Below are 17,932 nucleotides of genomic sequence, written 5' to 3'. Positions count from 1 at the left end.
CCGGGATGACTGCTGGTAGAAGTCCAGGTGGGCCTGTCTCACTGGTTTCGATCCCGCCCGTCGGTCGACGGCTTGGGGCGGCGTTCTCTGTGTTGTTCGAATCGCCCGTTCCCTTTTTTGGCGCGCGTCCCTACATGGCGGTCCACCATGGCACGCCCGCAGAACAAGACATTCGACAAGCAGAAAAGCGTCGCGGAAAACCGCAAGGCCCGATTCAATTATCATATCGATGAAACCTTTGAGGCCGGCATTGCGCTGACCGGCACCGAGGTGAAGTCGCTTCGCTTCGGTGAAGGCTCCATTGCGGAATCCTATGCTGAGATCCGCAATGGCGAATGCTGGCTGGTCAATGCCAACGTGCCCGAATTCAGCCATGGCAACCGCTTCAATCACGAGCCCAAGCGTCCGCGCAAACTGCTCCTGCATGAGCGGGAAATCGCCCGCCTGCAGGGCGCGGTTGAGCGCAAGGGCATGACGTTGGTGCCGTTGTCGATTTATTTCAACAGCCGAGGCAGGGCGAAAGTGGAACTGGCGCTTGCCAAGGGCAAGAACGCGGCGGACAAGCGTCATACCATCAAGGAACGCGACTGGAAGCGTGAACAGGGCAGGATCTTGCGGGACAACCGATGAGCATCTTTCTTTCCCGCCTTTCCCGCTGGCTGCATAGCCTGATGCCAACTCATGCGCAGCTCGAGGCGAATCGCTTCACCGCGCCTTTCGCGCGCAGGCAGGAACTGTTCCGCTTTACGCGCCGCTCCGTGCCGCGCGGTGTCGCGGTCGGGCTGCTGGTCGGCATTCTGGCAATGATTCCGGGCGTACAGATTGCGGGGGCCGCGCTTATCTGCGTGCCGCTGCGCGCCAATATCCCACTGGCGGCGGCCATGACCTTCCTGTCGAATCCGGCGACCACTCCCTTGATTCTTGCGGCCTCGATCTGGATCGGCAATCGACTGGGCTATCATGCCGACCTTTCCACGTTCTATGCGCTCTGTCAGAGCGGGGCAGGCATGTCCGACTGGCTCCGGTGGGTCCTTTCGGACGCGGGGCCCGCTTTGCTCGCGGGGCTCTTCCTGATCGCAATCCCGGCGGCGGTTATCGGATATGTCGCGGCAGTATGGTTCTGGCGCTTCTGGATCGGGCGCAAGCATCATGCGCGTCGGCACCGCTGGCGTGATGCGCTCCGCGATGCTGGGCCGGATGCGCCCGCATGACGGAGGAGCCTGAAGCCTTGCGCCAGTCGCGGGCGACGCTGCTGGTGGCCCTGGCTCTGGTGGTGAGCAGCATTCTCGTATGGTTGGTTTCCGGTGATGTTGTCCTTTTTGCCGCGTTCCTGGCGGCCATGGCGGTGTTGGCCACGATCGGCTGGATGATTTCCGGCAGGCGCGTGACTGTGCCGGAGCCTGAATTTGCCCTCCCGGACTGGTCCGTGACGGTCGCTGCCATTGACCGACCGGATATGGCGATAGCGGTGACGGATCGGGCCGGCCGCCTCACTTGCGCCAATTCCTGTTATGAAGACTGGTTCGGTGGCGCCGCGCCGCCCCGTCTGCCGATTGACGCCGCTTCGCTCGATCGGCTTGCTGACGCCATGCGATCGGCCTGGCGCGACGGTTCGGGCGGGGCCGAAGTCTCAAGCGAGCAAGGCCAAGGCTGGCGGGTCGAGGCGCGCCGGTCGGGGCGGGGGGATGATTTTCTGATCTGGCGAATGACGCAAGTGCATTCGGTGGATCTGGTGGCGGAACTGGTCGGCCATCTTGACGGCAAGCTAGGCAGGGGGCTCGCCAAAGGCGGCATCGCCGCCGCGCTGGTCGATCCGGACGGCACGATCCGCGCCGCCAGTGCCGGCTTCGCGCTCCGCGCCACCGGCGATGCTATGGCCGATATGACCGGTCAGGATTTCGTCTCGTTGCTTGCACAGGAAGAGGGCGGGCGGATCGGCTGGGTTCGGGATGCCGGGCGCGGAGGGCCTCTGGTGCTTTATCATGTGCCGGTCGCCGATCCTGATTTCTCGCTGGAGCCGGATCCGAACACCACGCCGTCGCTGATGCTGGTGATGAATGCCGGTCAGGGGATCGGCGCGAGTGCGGGTAGCGGCGCCGCCGTGCCCCATCTGGAAGCCTTGCTCAGCCAGCTTCCGCTGGGGCTGGCCATGACCGACCGGGATGGGCGTCTGCTTTTCGCCAATCCGGCTTTCATGCGCGCGGCCGGGCGCGAGGCGCAGCTGCCGCCGACTTATCCGACCGACCTTGTCGTCAAGGAAGACAAGCGCGCCTTGTCCGAAGCGATTCGCCGTTTTGCTCAAGGGCCTGCCGCCGCCGGCGACATCGCCATTCGCTTGACCACTCAGCCCGACGATCCGGTTTCGCTCAGCCTTGCCGGCGTGCGCGGGCTGGGCGAGGCGGCGGTGCTGTTGGGCCTCACCGATACGTCCGAGGAGACCCGCCTTAGGCGACAAGTGGCTCAGGCCACCAAGATGCAGGCGGTGGGGCAACTCGCCGGCGGAGTCGCGCATGATTTCAACAATGTGCTGACCGCGATCCTGGGCACCTGCGATCTTATGCTGATGCGCCATACGCCCGGCGATTCGGACTATGACGACATTCAGCAGATCCGCGCCAATTCCAACCGCGCCGCTTCGCTGACGCGCCAGCTCCTCGCCTTTTCGCGCCAGCAGACGCTGCGCCCTGAGGTGTTGCAGCTGCCGGATGTCGTCGCGGACGTTTCGCAGATGCTGCGACGGCTGATTGGCGAGAAGATCCAGCTCGTCGTCACGCATGACCGCGATCTGGGGCCCGTGCGCGCGGACCCGACGCAGCTGGAGCAGGTGATCGTCAACCTGGCGGTCAATGCGCGCGATGCCATGCAGTCGCGCGGGGATGGTTCGGGCCGGCTTACGTTGGCGACGCGCAAGGTGACCACGACTGACGTGCGGGCGATGCGCAGCGAGATCATCCCGGCGGGCGAATATACCGCGCTTATCGTGGAGGATACGGGCAGCGGGATCCCGCCCGAGCATCTCGGCAAGATCTTCGAACCGTTCTTCACCACCAAGGAGCAGGGCAAGGGCACGGGCCTTGGCCTTTCGACCGTCTATGGCATCGTCAAGCAGTCCGGCGGTTTCATCTTCGTCGAAAGCGAGGTGAGCCAGAACGGGAAAGGCGGCTGCACGCGCTTCATTGTCTACCTGCCGGTTTACCATGTCGCGCCCGGTGCCGCGCCGGAACCTTCGGCGGCGCAGGCGGAACCTGCGCCCAGCCAATGGGCCGGCGGCGGTTCCATCCTTCTGGTGGAAGATGAGGACCCCGTGCGCATCGTGGCGGAACGGTCGCTCAAGCGTCAGGGCTACGTGGTCACTTGCGCTTGCGACGGGGAAGAAGGGCTGGAACTGGTGCGGGAAGGGGGGCAGTTCGATCTGGTAGTGTCCGATGTCGTGATGCCGACGATGGATGGCCCGGCCATGGCGCGCGAAATCCGTAAAATCGCGCCGGAGCTGCCGGTCCTGTTCATGTCCGGCTATGCCGAGGAGCAGCTGCGCAAGGAAATCGGCATCGCCAATGCCTGGTTCATGCCCAAACCGTTCTCCGTGCAGCAGCTGTCGGAGAAGGTGGGAGAGGTGCTGGCTCGCACCGCCAAGCAGCCCAGCGATTAAATTTGGGAAAACTTTCTTCGTTCCCCTCTTGTTCTACAGGAACAAAAGCAATACATTGCGGGTCGTGACATTGACCTTTCCGGTCAGACCAGTAGCAAAGGGGAAGTGAAATGGCTGCTCAGCTCAAGCTGATCCAGGAAGGCAAGGAAAAGGATTCGATGGACCGTCAGAAGGCGCTTGAAGCCGCGCTCGCGCAGATCGATCGCGCGTTCGGCAAAGGCTCGGCGATGAAGCTCGGCAGTCGCGAAGCGATGCAGATAGAGGCGATTTCCTCCGGCTCGCTGGGTTTGGACATCGCTTTGGGCATCGGTGGACTGCCGCGCGGACGCATCGTGGAAATCTATGGGCCGGAAAGCTCGGGCAAGACCACGCTGGCGCTGCATGCCATTGCCGAGGCGCAGAAGATGGGCGGCACGGCGGCCTTCGTCGATGCCGAACACGCGCTCGATCCGGTCTATGCCAAGAAACTGGGCGTCGATATCGATGAGCTGATCGTCTCGCAGCCCGATACCGGCGAACAAGCGCTGGAGATCACCGACACACTGGTGCGCTCGAACGCGATTGACGTGCTGGTGGTGGATTCAGTCGCCGCGCTCGTTCCCCGTGCTGAGATTGAGGGCGAGATGGGTGACAGCCACGTTGGTCTTCAGGCCAGGCTGATGAGCCAGGCGCTGCGCAAGCTCACCGGCTCGATCAGCCGTTCGCGCTGCCTGGTGATCTTCATCAACCAGGTGCGCATGAAGATCGGCGTGATGTACGGCAATCCGGAAACGACCACCGGCGGCAATGCGCTCAAGTTCTACGCCTCGGTTCGTCTTGATATTCGCCGCACCGGTCAGATCAAGGACCGCGACGACATCATCGGCAACGCCACCCGCGTGAAAGTGGTCAAGAACAAGGTCGCCCCGCCGTTCAAGCAGGTCGAGTTCGACATCATGTATGGCGAGGGCGTATCCAAAATCGGCGAAATTCTTGACCTTGGCGTCAAGGCCGGTCTGGTCGAGAAGTCCGGCGCCTGGTTCAGCTACGATTCGATCCGCATCGGCCAGGGGCGCGAGAACGCCAAGACCTACCTGAAGGAAAACCCGGAAGTCTGCGATCGTCTGGAAAAAGCTATCCGTTCCCGCACCGAAGGCTTGGCCGAGGAGATGATGGCCGGCCCCACGGATGAGGATGACGCCGAGTAAATCGAGTTGATGATGGCGCTTGCTCCTCCCCAAGCTTGTCTCGAGGCGGGGCTGAAGGGTGGCGGAGAAGCGCTGTTATCCGGTTTCGTTTGGTCGCTATAATTTCCACCTTCGCTCTTTGAAATCGTTAGTGCCGTCATTCGGGTGATTTGAGACCACAAGGTCAAATCTGGCACGGATTCATATTTTCGTCGGCCTAAGTAACGACGCCGGTTCGCGCGTGCCCGTTTTCGCTTTGGTCCACGGGCCTCCCGTTCCGGCCAATGCTTGCAGCCCGCCGCCGCGCACCCTATCGACGGGGCGCACATAACGTCGCGCGGCAAGGGACTCGATGTACGCCAGGTCTGCTTTTCGCCCCGTCCTGATCGGTTGTCTCGTGGCCGCCGCTTTCGTGCTCGCGCTGGTGCTGCGGCTGCAGCAGGCGCGGGCGCCGATGGTGTTTGACGAATTTGCCTCGATGTACTTTTCGCAGCATACGCTGGGCCAGCTTTGGGGATGGTGGATGCTGCGGGAGACCAATCCGCCGCTGTTCTACTCCATTCTGAAGCTCTGGCGTCTGATCTTGCCGGAAAGCCAGCCGGCCTTGCGGCTTCTGCCGTTGCTGATTTCGCTCGCGCAGATCGGCCTGCTCGCGCGTTTTGCCGGGAAAACTTACGGTGGTCTCGCCGCCGTGTTTTGCGTTGTGCTGTTCGCGCTCTCGCCCTCCGATATCTACCAGTCCGAATATGTGCGCGGCTACGTTCTGGCCAAGCTGGCGGTGGTGGTCTCGTTCATCGGGCTGGTATCGGCCATGGAGGATAAGAACCATCCGACGTGGCGGGGATGGGCGGCTTACGCCGGCGGCGCCGTGGTCGCGATCTACAGCCACACTACGATGCTGCTTTGGCCTGGAATCGCCTCGATCGCGGTGCTGGCCGAGTGGGCCTTGTGCCGGAAGTTCAGCTGCGCCCGCCTTATGGCGCTGGTTCTGGCGAACCTCGCGGTGGCCGTGTTTTCATGCTGGGTGCTGTGGTTCGCGATAGAGCAGCTGCACAACCGTTCGGCCAATATTTCCTGGATCAAGCCGCTGTCCCTGGAGGATTACGGCTCCAGTCTGAACCTCCAACTCCTGCTGGACGGCACGATCAATTCAGCGCTGATGGCCGCACTGATGATCGTGGGGATTCTTCGCAGCTTTCGCAATCGCGTAACGCGGCTGTCGCTGTTTATCGTCGTGAGCACGCTGATCGCGTTCAAGGTGGCCGACCGGGTCCATCCGATCATCTCCGATTATACGATGCATTGGTGCGCGAACTTCACCGTACTTCTGGCCGCGGCCGCCTTCGCCAATTGGCAACACAGACCGCGGCTGGTCTGGCAATTCGCCGGTTACGCTGCCGCGGCGGCTGCCACCGTGGCCCTCATTGGCGACGGCCTTATGGAACTGCGTGACGACATCTGGATCCCCAAGCCGCAGGATTTCCATTATACCGTTCAGAGGGTGGCGCATGTCCCTCACGCCGCATTGCTGGTGTCGCACGAATCGATGGGCGTCGTGGTCACCCAGGCGTGCATGTTGGAGTTTCACGCACCGGGCTGTCCGTTCCCGCTGGTGGTGATGCGGAATCCGGCACGGTCTGATAGCTGGGCTTTCGGCGGTGATAGTCATCCGCCGGTATCCGCGCCGCAGGTTCGGGCCGCGCTTGGCCACGTGCAGAAGGTCTTCGTCTTCAGCCGCTACGTCTATACCCCGCTTGCGCAGCTTGGCATGCCGAGTGCGCGCTATCATGATGTCGCGTGGGATGATGGCGAACTGTTCGGTCCGATTCCCATTACCGACTTCCGCCAGCACCGCTGAGCAACTGTCGGCCTGTTTCGGGACGGCTCGGCCGTTGCCCATCGCATTTCTCGAACACTCTGACCGCACCAAGCCGCTTGCCGCCATCGCGCGCCTGGCTTATCGGCGCGAACATGCAGACGACCAACGAGATCCGCCGGTCCTTCCTCGATTACTTCGGCTCGCAAGGCCATGAAGTGGTGCAGTCCGCGCCGCTAGTGCCTTACAACGATCCGACGCTGATGTTCGTGAACGCGGGCATGGTGCCGTTCAAGAACGTGTTCACGGGGCTGGAGACGCGCGGCGTTCCGCGCGCCACGTCTTCTCAGAAGTGTGTGCGTGCGGGCGGCAAGCACAATGATCTCGATAACGTAGGCTATACCGCGCGTCATCATACCTTCTTCGAAATGTTGGGGAATTTCTCCTTCGGTGACTATTTCAAGGAACAGGCGATCACGCATGCCTGGACCTTGCTGACCAGGGAATGGGCGCTGCCTGTCGAGAAGCTGCTGGTCACCGTCTATCACACGGATGACGAAGCTTTCGATCTCTGGAAGAAGATTGCCGGTCTTCCCGAAAGCAAGATCATCCGCATTCCCACCAAGGACAATTTCTGGGCCATGGGCGATGATGGCCCGTGCGGCCCGTGCTCGGAAATCTTTTACGATCACGGGGAGCATATTTGGGGCGGCCCGCCGGGATCGCCGGATGAGGACGGCGATCGCTTCATCGAGATATGGAATCTGGTGTTCATGCAGTTCGAGCAGGCCGGCGGCGAGATCGTCGGCAATCTGCCCAGGCCCTCGATCGATACCGGCATGGGCCTGGAGCGCGTGGCGGCCGTGCTGCAGGGCGAGCACGACAATTACGATATCGACACTTTCAAAGCCCTGATCGCCGTGTCCGAAAGCCTGACCGGGGTGGCCGCGCAAGGCGAACATCAGGCGAGCCACCGCGTCATTGCCGATCATTTGCGCTCGACCAGCTTTCTTCTCGCGGACGGCGTGCTGCCTTCGAACGAGGGGCGCGGCTATGTCCTTCGCCGCATCATGCGCCGCGCTATGCGCCATGCGCATCTGCTGGGCGCGCGGGACCCGTTGATGCATCGCCTGGTTCCTGCCCTGATCGCCGAAATGGGGCAGGCTTATCCCGAGCTCGGCCGCGCGCAGCCGCTGATTGAAGAGACGTTGCAGCGAGAGGAGATCCAGTTTCGCCGCACGCTTTCGAACGGGCTCAAGCTGCTGGAGGAAGCGACTGGCGGCATGAGCGAAGGCGGCGAGCTTCCGGGTGAGACCGCGTTCAAGCTCTATGACACTTATGGCTTTCCTTACGACTTGACCGAGGATGCGCTGCGCGCGCGCGGCATCGGCATTGACAGGGACGGCTTCGATGCCGCCATGGCGCGGCAGAAGGCCGCCGCCCGCGCCGCCTGGAAGGGCTCGGGGCAGGCGGCTGACAGCGAAGTCTGGTTCGATATCGCCGAACGCGAAGGCGCAAGCGAGTTCACCGGTTATACCGCCACTTCGGGCGAGGGCCGAGTGGTTGCTCTGGTGAAAGACGGCAAGGAAGTCACGACCGCAGCGGCTGGGGATGCGGTGACGGTATTGACCAACCAGACGCCGTTCTACGGCGAATCGGGCGGACAGGTAGGCGATGCCGGGACGATCACCGGCGCGAACGGGCTCAGGATCGCCATTGCAGACACCGCCAAGCCGCTGGGACGGCTCCATACCATGAACGGCGAGGTCAAGGCGGGTGCGATCACATTGGGCGATACCGTCAATCTGGCCATTGATGTTGAGCGGCGCGATGCGATTCGCGCCAATCACTCGGCGACGCACCTGCTGCATGCGGCCTTGCGCAATCGCCTGGGCGATCATGTGACGCAAAAGGGTTCGATGGTCGCGGCGGAGCGCCTGCGCTTCGATTTCTCTCACCCCACGGCGCTGTCAGCACAAGATATTGCCGCGATTGAGGCCGAAGTGAACGCGGAAATCCGTGCGAACGAGCCGGTGCTGACTCGTCTGATGACGCCCGAGGACGCCATTGCCGCCGGGGCGATGGCGTTGTTTGGAGAAAAGTATGGGGACGAGGTCCGCGTGCTCTCCATGGGGCGGACTTTCGGGTCGGGAGCCACCGATCATGCTTACTCCGTCGAGCTTTGCGGCGGCACGCATGTGCGCGCGACCGGGGACATCGGCGTCTTTCGCATCGTTTCCGAAAGCGCCGTCAGTTCGGGAGTGCGCCGGATCGAGGCGCTAACCGGCGAAGGCGCTCGCCAATGGCTGGTCGGTCGAGAGGATGCGCTTAAAGGCGCGGCCGGGCTGCTGCGCACGACGCCCGAGGATGTCGAGGCCCGCGTCGCCGCGCTGTTGGATGAACGCCGGAAGCTGGAGCGCGAACTGGCCGAAGCCAAAAAAGCGCTGGCGCTGGGCGGGGGCTCGGCCAAGGCGGAAAGCGCGGATGAAAACGTGAACGGCGTGACGTTCTCCGGCCAGGTGCTGGACGGGTTGGACCCTAAGGAATTGCGCGGCCTGCTTGACCAGGCCAAGCAACGCATCGGTTCAGGCGTCGCGGCTATCGTTGCGGTGAACGAGGGCAAGGCCAGCATTGCCGCCGCCGTGACTGACGACCTCACCGGCAGGATCAGCGCCGTCGATCTGGTGCGCAAGGGTGTGGAAGCGCTTGGTGGCAAGGGCGGCGGCGGCCGCGCGGACATGGCGCAGGGCGGTGGGCCGGACGGCAGCAGAGCGGCCGAAGCGATAGCGGCGGTGCGCGCGGTGCTGGCGGATTGAGAGGGTTCGCCGCTCACTCATCGCAGGTGAAAAGCGACACGCTATTCCTGAAGCCCGGCGCTCTTGAGTCTTGGCTTTTCGGCTAATCCGCCTTCCCGCATGATAGCGTCGCGAAATTCGTCACGCTTTTCATGCACGGATGCGATCACGGGGCCCAGAGCCACGCCGGTTTCGACCAGCGCCGCTTCGGATAGTTGCAGCGAGCTTTCCAGCGTTTCAGGCACGGCGTGCGTGGCGCCCGCGCGATAGAGCAGCGCCGCATGTTCCGCATCGCGGGCGCGAGCGATGATGGGCAAGTCAGGGAACTGGACGCGCAGCTTGCGAACGATCCGCTGGGCGGCCACGGGCTCATCCATCGTCAGGATCACCGCAGCGGCATCAGCGGCGCCAAGACGCTGCATGGCATCGCCCCGCACGGCGTTGCCGAATGTCACGGCATAGCCTCGCCGGCGCCCCTCGGTCACAGCATCCGTGTCGCTGTCAACTGCCGTGTAGGGGCGACCATGCTTCGTCAGCATATCGGCCACGAGCCGTCCGACCCGGCCGAAACCCACGACGATCGCGCGTGGTTTGCCCTCATCCAGCGTCGGTTCGGGGGGCTCTTCCATGCCGTCAATGCGCTGCGCCATGATTTTTCCGGTCTTGGAGAGCAGCGGCGTGACGGTCAGGCCCAGCGCGGTCACGATCTGCCAGAATTGCGCCGTGTCAGGTTGGATCAATCGTGCGGACGCGGCTGCGGTCAGCACGATCAGCGTGGTTTCCGATGGGCTGGACATGAGGATGCCGGTCTCTGCCGCGGTGCCGCGCCGCGCGCCCATCAGGCGCAGCAGCAGACCGGTGACGATCGCCTTGATGACGATCACGCCGATAGAGGCGATAAGGATGGAGCCGAAATTGTTCCACACGACCCGAAGGTCAATGCTCATGCCTACGGTTATGAGAAAAACGCCGAGAGCGAGGCCCTTGAAGGGTTCGATGATTTGTTCGACTTCGGCATGATATTCGGTCTCGGCGATCAACAGCCCAGCGACAAGCGCGCCGACTATCGGTGAAAGGCCGGCCGCCGCGGTCGCCAGGGCAGCCAGAATCACGACCACCAGGCTGGCGGCCAGGAACAGCTCCGGGCTTTTGGTTCGCGCGGCCTGCGCGAAAAGCGGGGGCAGGGCAAAGCGCCCCACCACCAGCAGTCCGCCCACTGCGAAAGTGCCCCAGATCAGGGTGCCGAGCAGATTGCCGACGCCGCCGCTTTCCGCATTAGGGCCAAGAGCGCCGAGCAGGAAGATGATCGGCACCAGCGCTATATCCTCGAACAAGAGCATGGATAGAGCCGCACGGCCGACCGGCGTTGTCGTGCTGGTGATCTTGAGGACTAGTGCCGTTGAGGAAAGGGCCAGCGCCAGCCCCACCGCCAGCGCTGCACCGAAAGCGTGACCGGTGGCGGCAAGGATCAAGGTCAGCAGGATGCCGGTGACGATCAGTTCCAGCGAGCCCAGCCCGAAGACCATCCGCCGCATCTGCCACAAGCGCGCGAACGACAATTCCAGACCGATCGAGAACAACAGCAGGATGATGCCGAACTCGGCAAAGATGTCGAGTTCGCCCGGAGCCGTGATCGTTATGTAATAGAGCCAGTGATGGTTCGGAACATGCCGACCAAGACCGAAAGGCCCCACGAGCAGCCCGATCAGGATAAAGCCGATCACCGGAGTGATGCGGAAACGGTGGAATACGGGAATGACGATGCCTGCTGCACCCAGAATTACGAGCGCGTCGGACATGACGGGGGAATAGAGATCGCTGCTGCCGGCCATGCCTGGCTACTACGGCAGCGGGCGCACGTTTGTCACCTTCGCTTGTCTCTGGCGCCTTGTCGCTACTCGCGATGGGGGACAGCGGACCGATCGCCGCGCAACTTCACTTGGCGTTCAGCATCGCGCTGGCTATAGACCCTCGCCATGCTGGAACGTACGCGCCTGAAGACCGCCCTGATCGCCGCCGCCGCCGGGGCGCTCGTTCTCACCGCCGGTTGCGCCGGACGTGGTGGCAAGAACAAAGACACAGCCTACGTCGCACGGGACGTGGATACGCTTTACGCGGCTGCCCAGCAGCGGCTTAACCAGGGCCAGACCAAGCAGGCCGCGGCCCTGTTCGACGAGGTTGAACGGCAGCATCCCTATTCGCCGTGGGCGCGCCGCGCCCAGTTGATGAGCGCGTTCAGCTATTACGCCGCGCGCGATTATACCAAGGCGGTGCAGTCCGCTCAGCGCTTTCTCTCGATTCATCCGGGCAATAAGGACGCGCCCTACGCTTATTATCTCATCGCCGTTTGTTATTACGAGCAGATCAGCGATGTCACACGCGACCAGAAGACGACGGAACAGGCCAAGCAGGCGCTGACTGATATCGTCCGGCGCTATCCCAACACCAGCTATGCCGCTGACGCCAAGCTCAAGCTGGACCTGGTCAACGATCACTTGGCCGGTAAGGAAATGACGATAGGCCGTTTCTATGAGCATAGCGGCAAATGGCTCGCGGCCACGCTTCGTTTCCGCAACGTGGTGGATAACTTCCAGACGACCAGTCACGCGCCGGAAGCGCTTTACCGCCTGGTCGAAGGCTATCTCTCGCTCGGCATTCCGGAGGAAGCGCAGAAAGCTGCTGCCGTTCTCGAAACGAACTATCCGAACAGCGTGTGGTATCAGCGCGCCTACAAGCTGATGAGGAAGTACGCGCCGGCCAACGTCGCCACGTGACCGTGTTTCCGGCGCGCGAAGCGGGGTGACGGGCGCTTCGCTCTTCGCTAGAACGCTTCGCGAACATGCTGAGCCGGCTTTCCATCCGCAATATTGTCCTGATCGAGGCGCTCGATCTCGATTTCGCCGGTGGGCTTGGCGTCCTTACCGGAGAGACCGGCGCGGGCAAGTCGATCCTGCTGGATGCGTTGGGCCTCGTCCTGGGAAACCGGGCTGACAGCGGCCTGGTCCGGGCAAATGAGGAACGCGCCAGCGTCACCGCCAGCTTCGATTTCGCTGCGCTGCCCGATGGCGTGCGGATGGTGATCGAGCAGGCCGAACTGGAGGTCGAGCCGGGTGAGCCGCTGATGCTAAAACGCCAGTTGCGGGCCGACGGAGGATCGAAGGCGTTCCTCAACGACCAGCCGGTCAGTGTGGCGCTTCTGCGCGAGATAGCGCCGGCGCTGGTGGAGATTCACGGCCAGCATGACGATCGCGGCCTGGTCAATTCACGAGGGCATCGGGCTTTGCTCGATCGTTTCGCTGGCGGCGATGTGGCAGCGGTGGAGGCGGCCTGGAAGGCTTGGCGTACGGCGCTAGATGCGCTTGAGAGCGCGCGTACGATTGTTGAACGGGCTGCGCAGGATCAGGATCTTCTGCTCGCGCACCTGGCCGAATTGAATGCTCTGGCGCCTGATCCGGGAGAGGAAGCGCACCTGGCCCTGGCTCGGGCGGCGATGCAGAAGGGTGAAAAGCTCGCTGATGATCTCGCCGCGCTTCAGCATTTGTGGAGCGGTTCCGATTCGGCGCTGGCAATCTTACGCGGCGCGGCCAGGCGGCTGGATCGCATCGCCGGTGAACACCCCCTGTTGGCAGAAGCGCTTGGCGCGCTAGACCGCGCGGTGATTGAGGGCGGCGAGGCGGAGGACAAACTGGGGCAGGCCGCAGAAGCCCTCGCGTTTGACCCGGCGGAGCTGGATCGTATCGAAACGCGTCTGTTTGACCTACGCGCCGTCGCTCGCAAGCATAGTTGCCAGGTCGATGATCTCCCGGAGAAGATGCGCGAAATGCGCGCCGCGCTGGATGCTATCGAAGGCGGCGGGGAACAAGTGGCGGAGCTGGAAAAGGCGGCCGGCAAGGCGGCGCTGGCTTATCGAGAGCGGGCCGAAGCTCTGCACGATCTGCGCCGCGCCGCTGCGAAGCGACTGGACATGGCGGTGAAGTCCGAATTGGCGCCGCTCAAGCTCGATGCCGCCCGTTTCCAGACTTCGGTGGTGAAGCTTCCCGAAGACCGCTGGGGCCCGCACGGCATTGACACTGTGGAGTTCCTCATCAGCACCAATCCCGGCGCAGACTTTGCCCCGCTGGCCAAGATCGCATCAGGGGGCGAGCTTTCGCGCTTCATTCTCGCGCTCAAGGTGGCGCTCGCTGAAGAGGGCGGGGCCGCGACCGTGATCTTTGACGAGATCGATCGTGGAGTGGGCGGCGCGGTCGCCAGCGCGATTGGGGAACGTCTCGCACGGCTGGCGGGTGGCGGCCAGTTGCTGGCAGTCACGCACTCTCCCCAAGTCGCCGCACGTGGCGGGCGACATTACATGATCGCGAAGTCGAGCCAAGGGACGGTCACGCGCACGTCCGTCGCATTGCTGGACGAAGGGGCTCGCAAGGAAGAGATCGCGCGGATGCTCTCCGGGGCAGAGGTCACTGACGAGGCGCGCGCGCAGGCTGACCGCTTGCTGGAGCGCGCATGACGGTGTGCGGCGAAAGGCTGGCGACGGTGCAGGCGAACGCTTAAGAGTAAGACATGGGAATCTCCGTCTCCGAAGCTGAAGCCGCCAACGAACTGATGCGTCTGGCAAAGGCGATAGCGCGCCATGACCGGCTTTATCACCTGCAGGATGCGCCGGAGATTTCCGATGCGGAGTACGATGCATTGGTGCGCCGCAACGCAGAGTTGGAAGCGGCCTATCCCCATTTGATTCGGCCTGACAGCCCGAGCCGCAATGTCGGGCACGGAGTCGCTGCGTCGCCGCTTGGCAAAGTGACGCACGAGGTTCGCATGATGAGCCTCGACAATGCTTTCACGGATGAGGAAGTGGCGGAGTTTGTGGCCCGCATCCGGCGGTTTCTGGCTCTGTCGGAAAACGCCGAGGTGGCAGTGACGGCGGAGGACAAGATCGACGGTCTGTCATGTTCGCTGCGTTACGAGGGCGGCCGGCTGGTGCGCGCCGCCACGCGGGGCGACGGGCAAGTGGGTGAGGACGTTACTGCCAATGTCGCTCATATCGCTGACATTCCGCAGCAATTGCGCGGCGTCTACATGCCGGAAGTGTTCGAGGTGCGCGGCGAAGTCTATATGGAAAAGGCGGCCTTTCGCGCGCTTAACGTGCAACTCATGGAGGAAGCGCGTGCGCACGCGGAGGCGAAGAGCGAGGCGTTCGACGAAGCCAAGGTTCGCCAGTTCGCCAATCCTCGTAACGCTGCCGCCGGTTCGTTGCGTCAGAAAGATGCCAGCGTCACCGCCAGGCGGCCCTTGCGCTTCTGGGCTCATGGTTGGGGTGCGGCTTCTTGCGTGCCGGGCGATACGCAGCATGAGGTTATCCGCCGTATCGAAACGTGGGGGCTGCCCGTCTCGCCGCAGTTTCGCCTGTGCCGTTCGCTGGACGAGATGCTGGCCGCTTACAGAGCGATTCGCGAGGGCCGGCCCGATCTGCCGTTCGAGATCGATGGGGTGGTTTACAAGGTCGATCGGATTGACTGGCAGCAACGCCTCGGCTTTGTCGCTAAGGCGCCGCGCTGGGGGCTTGCGCACAAGTTTCCCGCCGAACGGGCCGAGACCACGCTTGAATCCATCGATGTTCAGGTCGGCCGCACTGGCAAGCTGACACCGGTGGGGCGCTTGAAACCAGTGCTGGTGGGCGGCGTCACCGTTACGAACGTTACCTTGCACAATCGCGATGAGATCGCGCGGCTGGGCGTGCGGCCGGGAGACCGCGTGGTGCTGCAACGCGCCGGAGACGTGATCCCGCAAGTGGTCGACAATCTCACCCGCGAAGAAGCGCGTGCGGCCTATGTTTTCCCCGATCACTGCCCGCAATGCGGTTCCGAAGCCGTGGCGGAGGAGGAGGAAGTCGATGTGCGTTGCACCGGCGGTCTGATCTGCCCTGCACAACGTACCGAACGGCTGAAGCATTTCGTCAGTCGCGCCGCTCTCGATATCGAAGGGCTGGGCGAAAAGACGATCGACGAGTTTTTCGCGCAGGGTTGGCTGGAAAGCCCCGCTGACATTTTTCGGTTGAAGAACCGCCGCGAACAGATCCTTCAGCGGGAAGGCTGGAAGGATAAGTCTGTGGATAACCTGTTGGCAGCGGTGGAAAACAAGCGGGTGCCGGATGCGGCGCGGCTACTGTTCGGGCTCGGCATTCGCCATGTCGGTGCAGTGACCGCGCGCGATCTGATGAAGCGGTTCACCAGTCTGCCCGCGCTGCGAGAGGTTGTGGAACGCGCTTTCGCCCTCCCATCTTCGAGTCGTCCCAATGAAGACGCCGGAGAGGAGGCGCGGGCGGAAATGCTGTCCATCGAAGGTATCGGCCCCGTTGTTGTGGAGGCGCTGGGCGATTTCTTCCACGAAGCGCATAACCAGCAGGTCTGGGACGATCTGCTTTCCGAGGTGTCGCCGCCGCCCTATCTCATTGAGAGCAGGGATAGCGCGGTTTCGGGCAAGACGGTCGTATTCACCGGCAAACTGGAAACGATGAGCCGGGACGAGGCGAAGGCTCAGGCGGAGCGGTTGGGCGCAAAGGCCGCGGGATCGGTCTCGCCTAAGACTGATTTGGTGGTTGCCGGGCCGGGCGCCGGTTCGAAGCTTAAGAAGGCGGCCGATCTTGGGATCAAGGTGATTGATGAGGCGGAGTGGGCGGAAATCGTGAAGGCCGCCGGCTGAACAAAGTGCCCCTCAGCCCGGCCCTCCGATTTCCGCCCGACCGCTCCATTCTCGGGAGCGGCTAGAGTTGTTCCGAGCCGATGAACCGTCTCGGCTCGGAAATTATGACAAACAAAGGAAATTCCAGAGTCTATCCGGCTCAACTCCAAACGGACGGCCCTTAGGACCAGCGCCCCTGGCGTTCGTGGACTTGTCGGTAATGCTGAACACGCGTGGCGCGCAGCCCCGGCATCCCTTCCCGTTCGATCGCGCGCTGCCACGACGCCAGTTCTTCCAGCGTCAGGCCGTAACGGTCGCAAGCCTCCCCTATCGAGAGCAGCCCGCCATCGACCGCGGCAACGACTTCCGCCTTGCGCCTCACAACCCATCGCGACGTGTTCGGTGGCGGCAGGCTCTCCCTCTTCATCGCCTCGCCAAGGGGGCCGGTGACCACCTCGGGACGGCTGCGATCAGATTGAAGCATGGTTGGTCTCTCCAAATTGCTAGTACCAACCCCCCGTGCCCGGCGATCTTTGGCCGAAACCATTAAGACGATCTGACTCGAGATAGTTAATTCGAAATTAGCGATTCATAATTAGGGTTCTGCGAAAGGCTTGGAAAACGAGGCGCACGCGTATCGTGGTCGTTTGCGGCCCAATACTTCTCTTAATTGCGATTCCGGGTGAGAACGTAGCCTCCGCGCAACGGAATGTTGCGGCTAAACCTGGCGCCGCCGCATGCGTTGTCGCACAACGAGAAGCGTTTCGGGGCGGGCAGAGGCCCGGTCCCAAGGTCTACGATGGTGATTTAGACCGCTTGCGTAGCCAGAGAATGGACCAGTCGCCGTTGACTATTCGCGCCGCGATCCTGAGGCCGGCCTTGCGGCACGCGGCACGTATTGCCGGTTCCTGCGTTTCCAGGAGCCCGGCCAGCAGAAGGTGGCCTCCTGGCACTAGCGCTGCGCCGAAATCCGGCGCGAGCGATACCAGTGGACCGGCCAGGATATTCGCGATGATGAGATCGTAAGGGCCGCGCGCATTGAGCAAGGGGTGCGCCATACCGTCAGCAATGGTCATCAGCAGTTCGCCGCCTCTTGCGCCCAGGGCGATGCCATTAGCTCGCGCATTGGCTTCGACCACTTCCGCGCAAACCGCATCGATGTCGCTCGCGGTGACCATTGCTCGCGGCCAAAGGGCCAGCGCGGCAAAGGCAAGCAAACCGGTGCCGGTTCCGATGTCAGCGCAGTTGCGCACCACCAGGCCCTGTGCTTTCATATGCGTGAGCATGGCTAGGCAACCGGCGGTGGTGGCGTGCTGGCCGGTCCCGAACGCCTGGCTCGCGGGGATGGCGAAGTCGATCACGCCGGCCTCATCGCTGGCGCAATAGTCGGGTGTGTGAACATAGAAACGGCCTGCGCGAATCGGCGCGAGCCCTTGCTGGCTGACGACAAGCCAATCGGCATCCGGCAGCTTTTCTACTTCGAAAGCAGGAACGGGCCCGGCGAACAGTGCGGCCAGCGCCGCCTCGTCTGCCCGCGTGGGTTTCCGGGAAAGCCAGGCTTCCAGTTGCCAGTCGTCGGGGCGATCCTCAGCAACTTCGCAACCTGAAAGAACGATCTCCGGGTCCCAATCGAATGCGTCTTCGTGCGCAACCAGCGCGGCCTCGATCAATGGGCGCGGGGCGTAGGCGATGATCTTCCAACTCACCGCAATGCTTCTTTCGCCTCGTCACCCGCCGGCTGCTCCCGTTCCCGGTACGCGGTAACGGGCGCGGCGAGGGCGCTCGCGGATGACGTTGCCGGCGGCCGGGCGACGGGCGAGATCGGGAATAT

General features: G+C 63.0%; 12 protein-coding genes. 9 read left to right on the top strand and 3 right to left on the bottom strand.

Annotation, left to right across the window (positions count from 1 at the left end; all coding sequences use genetic code 11):
• Nucleotides 1-147 precede the first annotated feature (147 nt).
• The 6 genes from smpB to alaS all read left to right on the top strand — a co-directional run bounded on the left by smpB (nt 148) and on the right by alaS (nt 9,447).
• Nucleotides 148-630 carry an SsrA-binding protein SmpB gene (gene smpB / locus V7D69_RS02825; protein WP_324063727.1) on the top strand — a complete coding sequence of 161 codons (483 nt, stop codon included), beginning with the start codon at nt 148-150 and terminating at the stop codon, nt 628-630.
• On the top strand, nt 627-1,211 hold the full coding sequence (locus V7D69_RS02820; RefSeq protein ID WP_324063728.1) for a DUF2062 domain-containing protein: 585 nt from the start codon (nt 627-629) through the stop codon (nt 1,209-1,211). The genes smpB and V7D69_RS02820 overlap by 4 nt, the downstream gene beginning before the upstream one ends.
• Nucleotides 1,208-3,649 (top strand): response regulator, encoded by a 2,442-nt coding sequence (locus V7D69_RS02815; RefSeq protein WP_333605011.1) that lies wholly within the window; start codon nt 1,208-1,210, stop codon nt 3,647-3,649. The genes V7D69_RS02820 and V7D69_RS02815 overlap by 4 nt, the downstream gene beginning before the upstream one ends.
• Nucleotides 3,650-3,759: 110 nt before the next feature.
• Complete coding sequence (gene recA / locus V7D69_RS02810) at nt 3,760-4,836, top strand: recombinase RecA (RefSeq protein WP_324063730.1); 1,077 nt, start codon at nt 3,760-3,762, stop codon at nt 4,834-4,836.
• Between the two features lie 331 nt (nt 4,837-5,167).
• On the top strand, nt 5,168-6,673 hold the full coding sequence (locus V7D69_RS02805) for a hypothetical protein (protein ID WP_324063731.1): 1,506 nt from the start codon (nt 5,168-5,170) through the stop codon (nt 6,671-6,673).
• A 113-nt stretch (nt 6,674-6,786) separates the two neighbouring features.
• Nucleotides 6,787-9,447, top strand: a complete 2,661-nt coding sequence (alaS, locus tag V7D69_RS02800) for an alanine--tRNA ligase (RefSeq protein WP_333605010.1) — start codon at nt 6,787-6,789, stop codon at nt 9,445-9,447.
• A 41-nt stretch (nt 9,448-9,488) separates the two neighbouring features.
• Here the strand turns inward: alaS and V7D69_RS02795 are convergent, their stop codons facing one another.
• Nucleotides 9,489-11,258: a cation:proton antiporter domain-containing protein gene (locus V7D69_RS02795; protein WP_333605009.1), complete on the bottom strand. Its 1,770-nt coding sequence runs from the start codon at nt 11,256-11,258 to the stop codon at nt 9,489-9,491.
• A gap of 144 nt (nt 11,259-11,402) precedes the next feature.
• On the opposite strand from V7D69_RS02795, the gene V7D69_RS02790 reads away from it, so the two are divergent.
• From V7D69_RS02790 to ligA, 3 genes are all read left to right on the top strand, one after another.
• Nucleotides 11,403-12,200 (top strand): outer membrane protein assembly factor BamD, encoded by a 798-nt coding sequence (locus V7D69_RS02790; RefSeq protein ID WP_324062845.1) that lies wholly within the window; start codon nt 11,403-11,405, stop codon nt 12,198-12,200.
• A gap of 65 nt (nt 12,201-12,265) precedes the next feature.
• Nucleotides 12,266-13,930, top strand: coding sequence for a DNA repair protein RecN (gene recN / locus V7D69_RS02785; RefSeq protein ID WP_324062847.1), 1,665 nt, complete (start codon nt 12,266-12,268; stop codon nt 13,928-13,930).
• Between the two features lie 53 nt (nt 13,931-13,983).
• On the top strand, nt 13,984-16,122 hold the full coding sequence (ligA, locus tag V7D69_RS02780; protein ID WP_333605008.1) for an NAD-dependent DNA ligase LigA: 2,139 nt from the start codon (nt 13,984-13,986) through the stop codon (nt 16,120-16,122).
• A 160-nt stretch (nt 16,123-16,282) separates the two neighbouring features.
• Here the strand turns inward: ligA and sciP are convergent, their stop codons facing one another.
• Complete coding sequence (sciP, locus tag V7D69_RS02775) at nt 16,283-16,585, bottom strand: CtrA inhibitor SciP (RefSeq protein ID WP_324062851.1); 303 nt, start codon at nt 16,583-16,585, stop codon at nt 16,283-16,285.
• A 310-nt stretch (nt 16,586-16,895) separates the two neighbouring features.
• On the bottom strand, nt 16,896-17,807 hold the full coding sequence (locus V7D69_RS02770) for a 50S ribosomal protein L11 methyltransferase (protein ID WP_324062853.1): 912 nt from the start codon (nt 17,805-17,807) through the stop codon (nt 16,896-16,898).
• Nucleotides 17,808-17,932: the final 125 nt, after the last annotated feature.

The sequence above is a fragment of the Novosphingobium sp. genome (assembly GCF_036733805.1).
Lineage (GTDB): Bacteria > Pseudomonadota > Alphaproteobacteria > Sphingomonadales > Sphingomonadaceae > Novosphingobium.
This window is presented reverse-complemented; position numbering and strand designations above follow the sequence as displayed.

Coding starts and splice junctions, on each gene's coding strand:
- smpB (WP_324063727.1), top strand. CDS start 148: ATGGCACGCCCGCAGAACAAGACATTCGACAAGCAGAAAAGCGTCGCG.
- V7D69_RS02820 (WP_324063728.1), top strand. CDS start 627: ATGAGCATCTTTCTTTCCCGCCTTTCCCGCTGGCTGCATAGCCTGATG.
- V7D69_RS02815 (WP_333605011.1), top strand. CDS start 1,208: ATGACGGAGGAGCCTGAAGCCTTGCGCCAGTCGCGGGCGACGCTGCTG.
- recA (WP_324063730.1), top strand. CDS start 3,760: ATGGCTGCTCAGCTCAAGCTGATCCAGGAAGGCAAGGAAAAGGATTCG.
- V7D69_RS02805 (WP_324063731.1), top strand. CDS start 5,168: ATGTACGCCAGGTCTGCTTTTCGCCCCGTCCTGATCGGTTGTCTCGTG.
- alaS (WP_333605010.1), top strand. CDS start 6,787: ATGCAGACGACCAACGAGATCCGCCGGTCCTTCCTCGATTACTTCGGC.
- V7D69_RS02795 (WP_333605009.1), bottom strand. CDS start 11,258: ATGGCCGGCAGCAGCGATCTCTATTCCCCCGTCATGTCCGACGCGCTC.
- V7D69_RS02790 (WP_324062845.1), top strand. CDS start 11,403: ATGCTGGAACGTACGCGCCTGAAGACCGCCCTGATCGCCGCCGCCGCC.
- recN (WP_324062847.1), top strand. CDS start 12,266: ATGCTGAGCCGGCTTTCCATCCGCAATATTGTCCTGATCGAGGCGCTC.
- ligA (WP_333605008.1), top strand. CDS start 13,984: ATGGGAATCTCCGTCTCCGAAGCTGAAGCCGCCAACGAACTGATGCGT.
- sciP (WP_324062851.1), bottom strand. CDS start 16,585: ATGCTTCAATCTGATCGCAGCCGTCCCGAGGTGGTCACCGGCCCCCTT.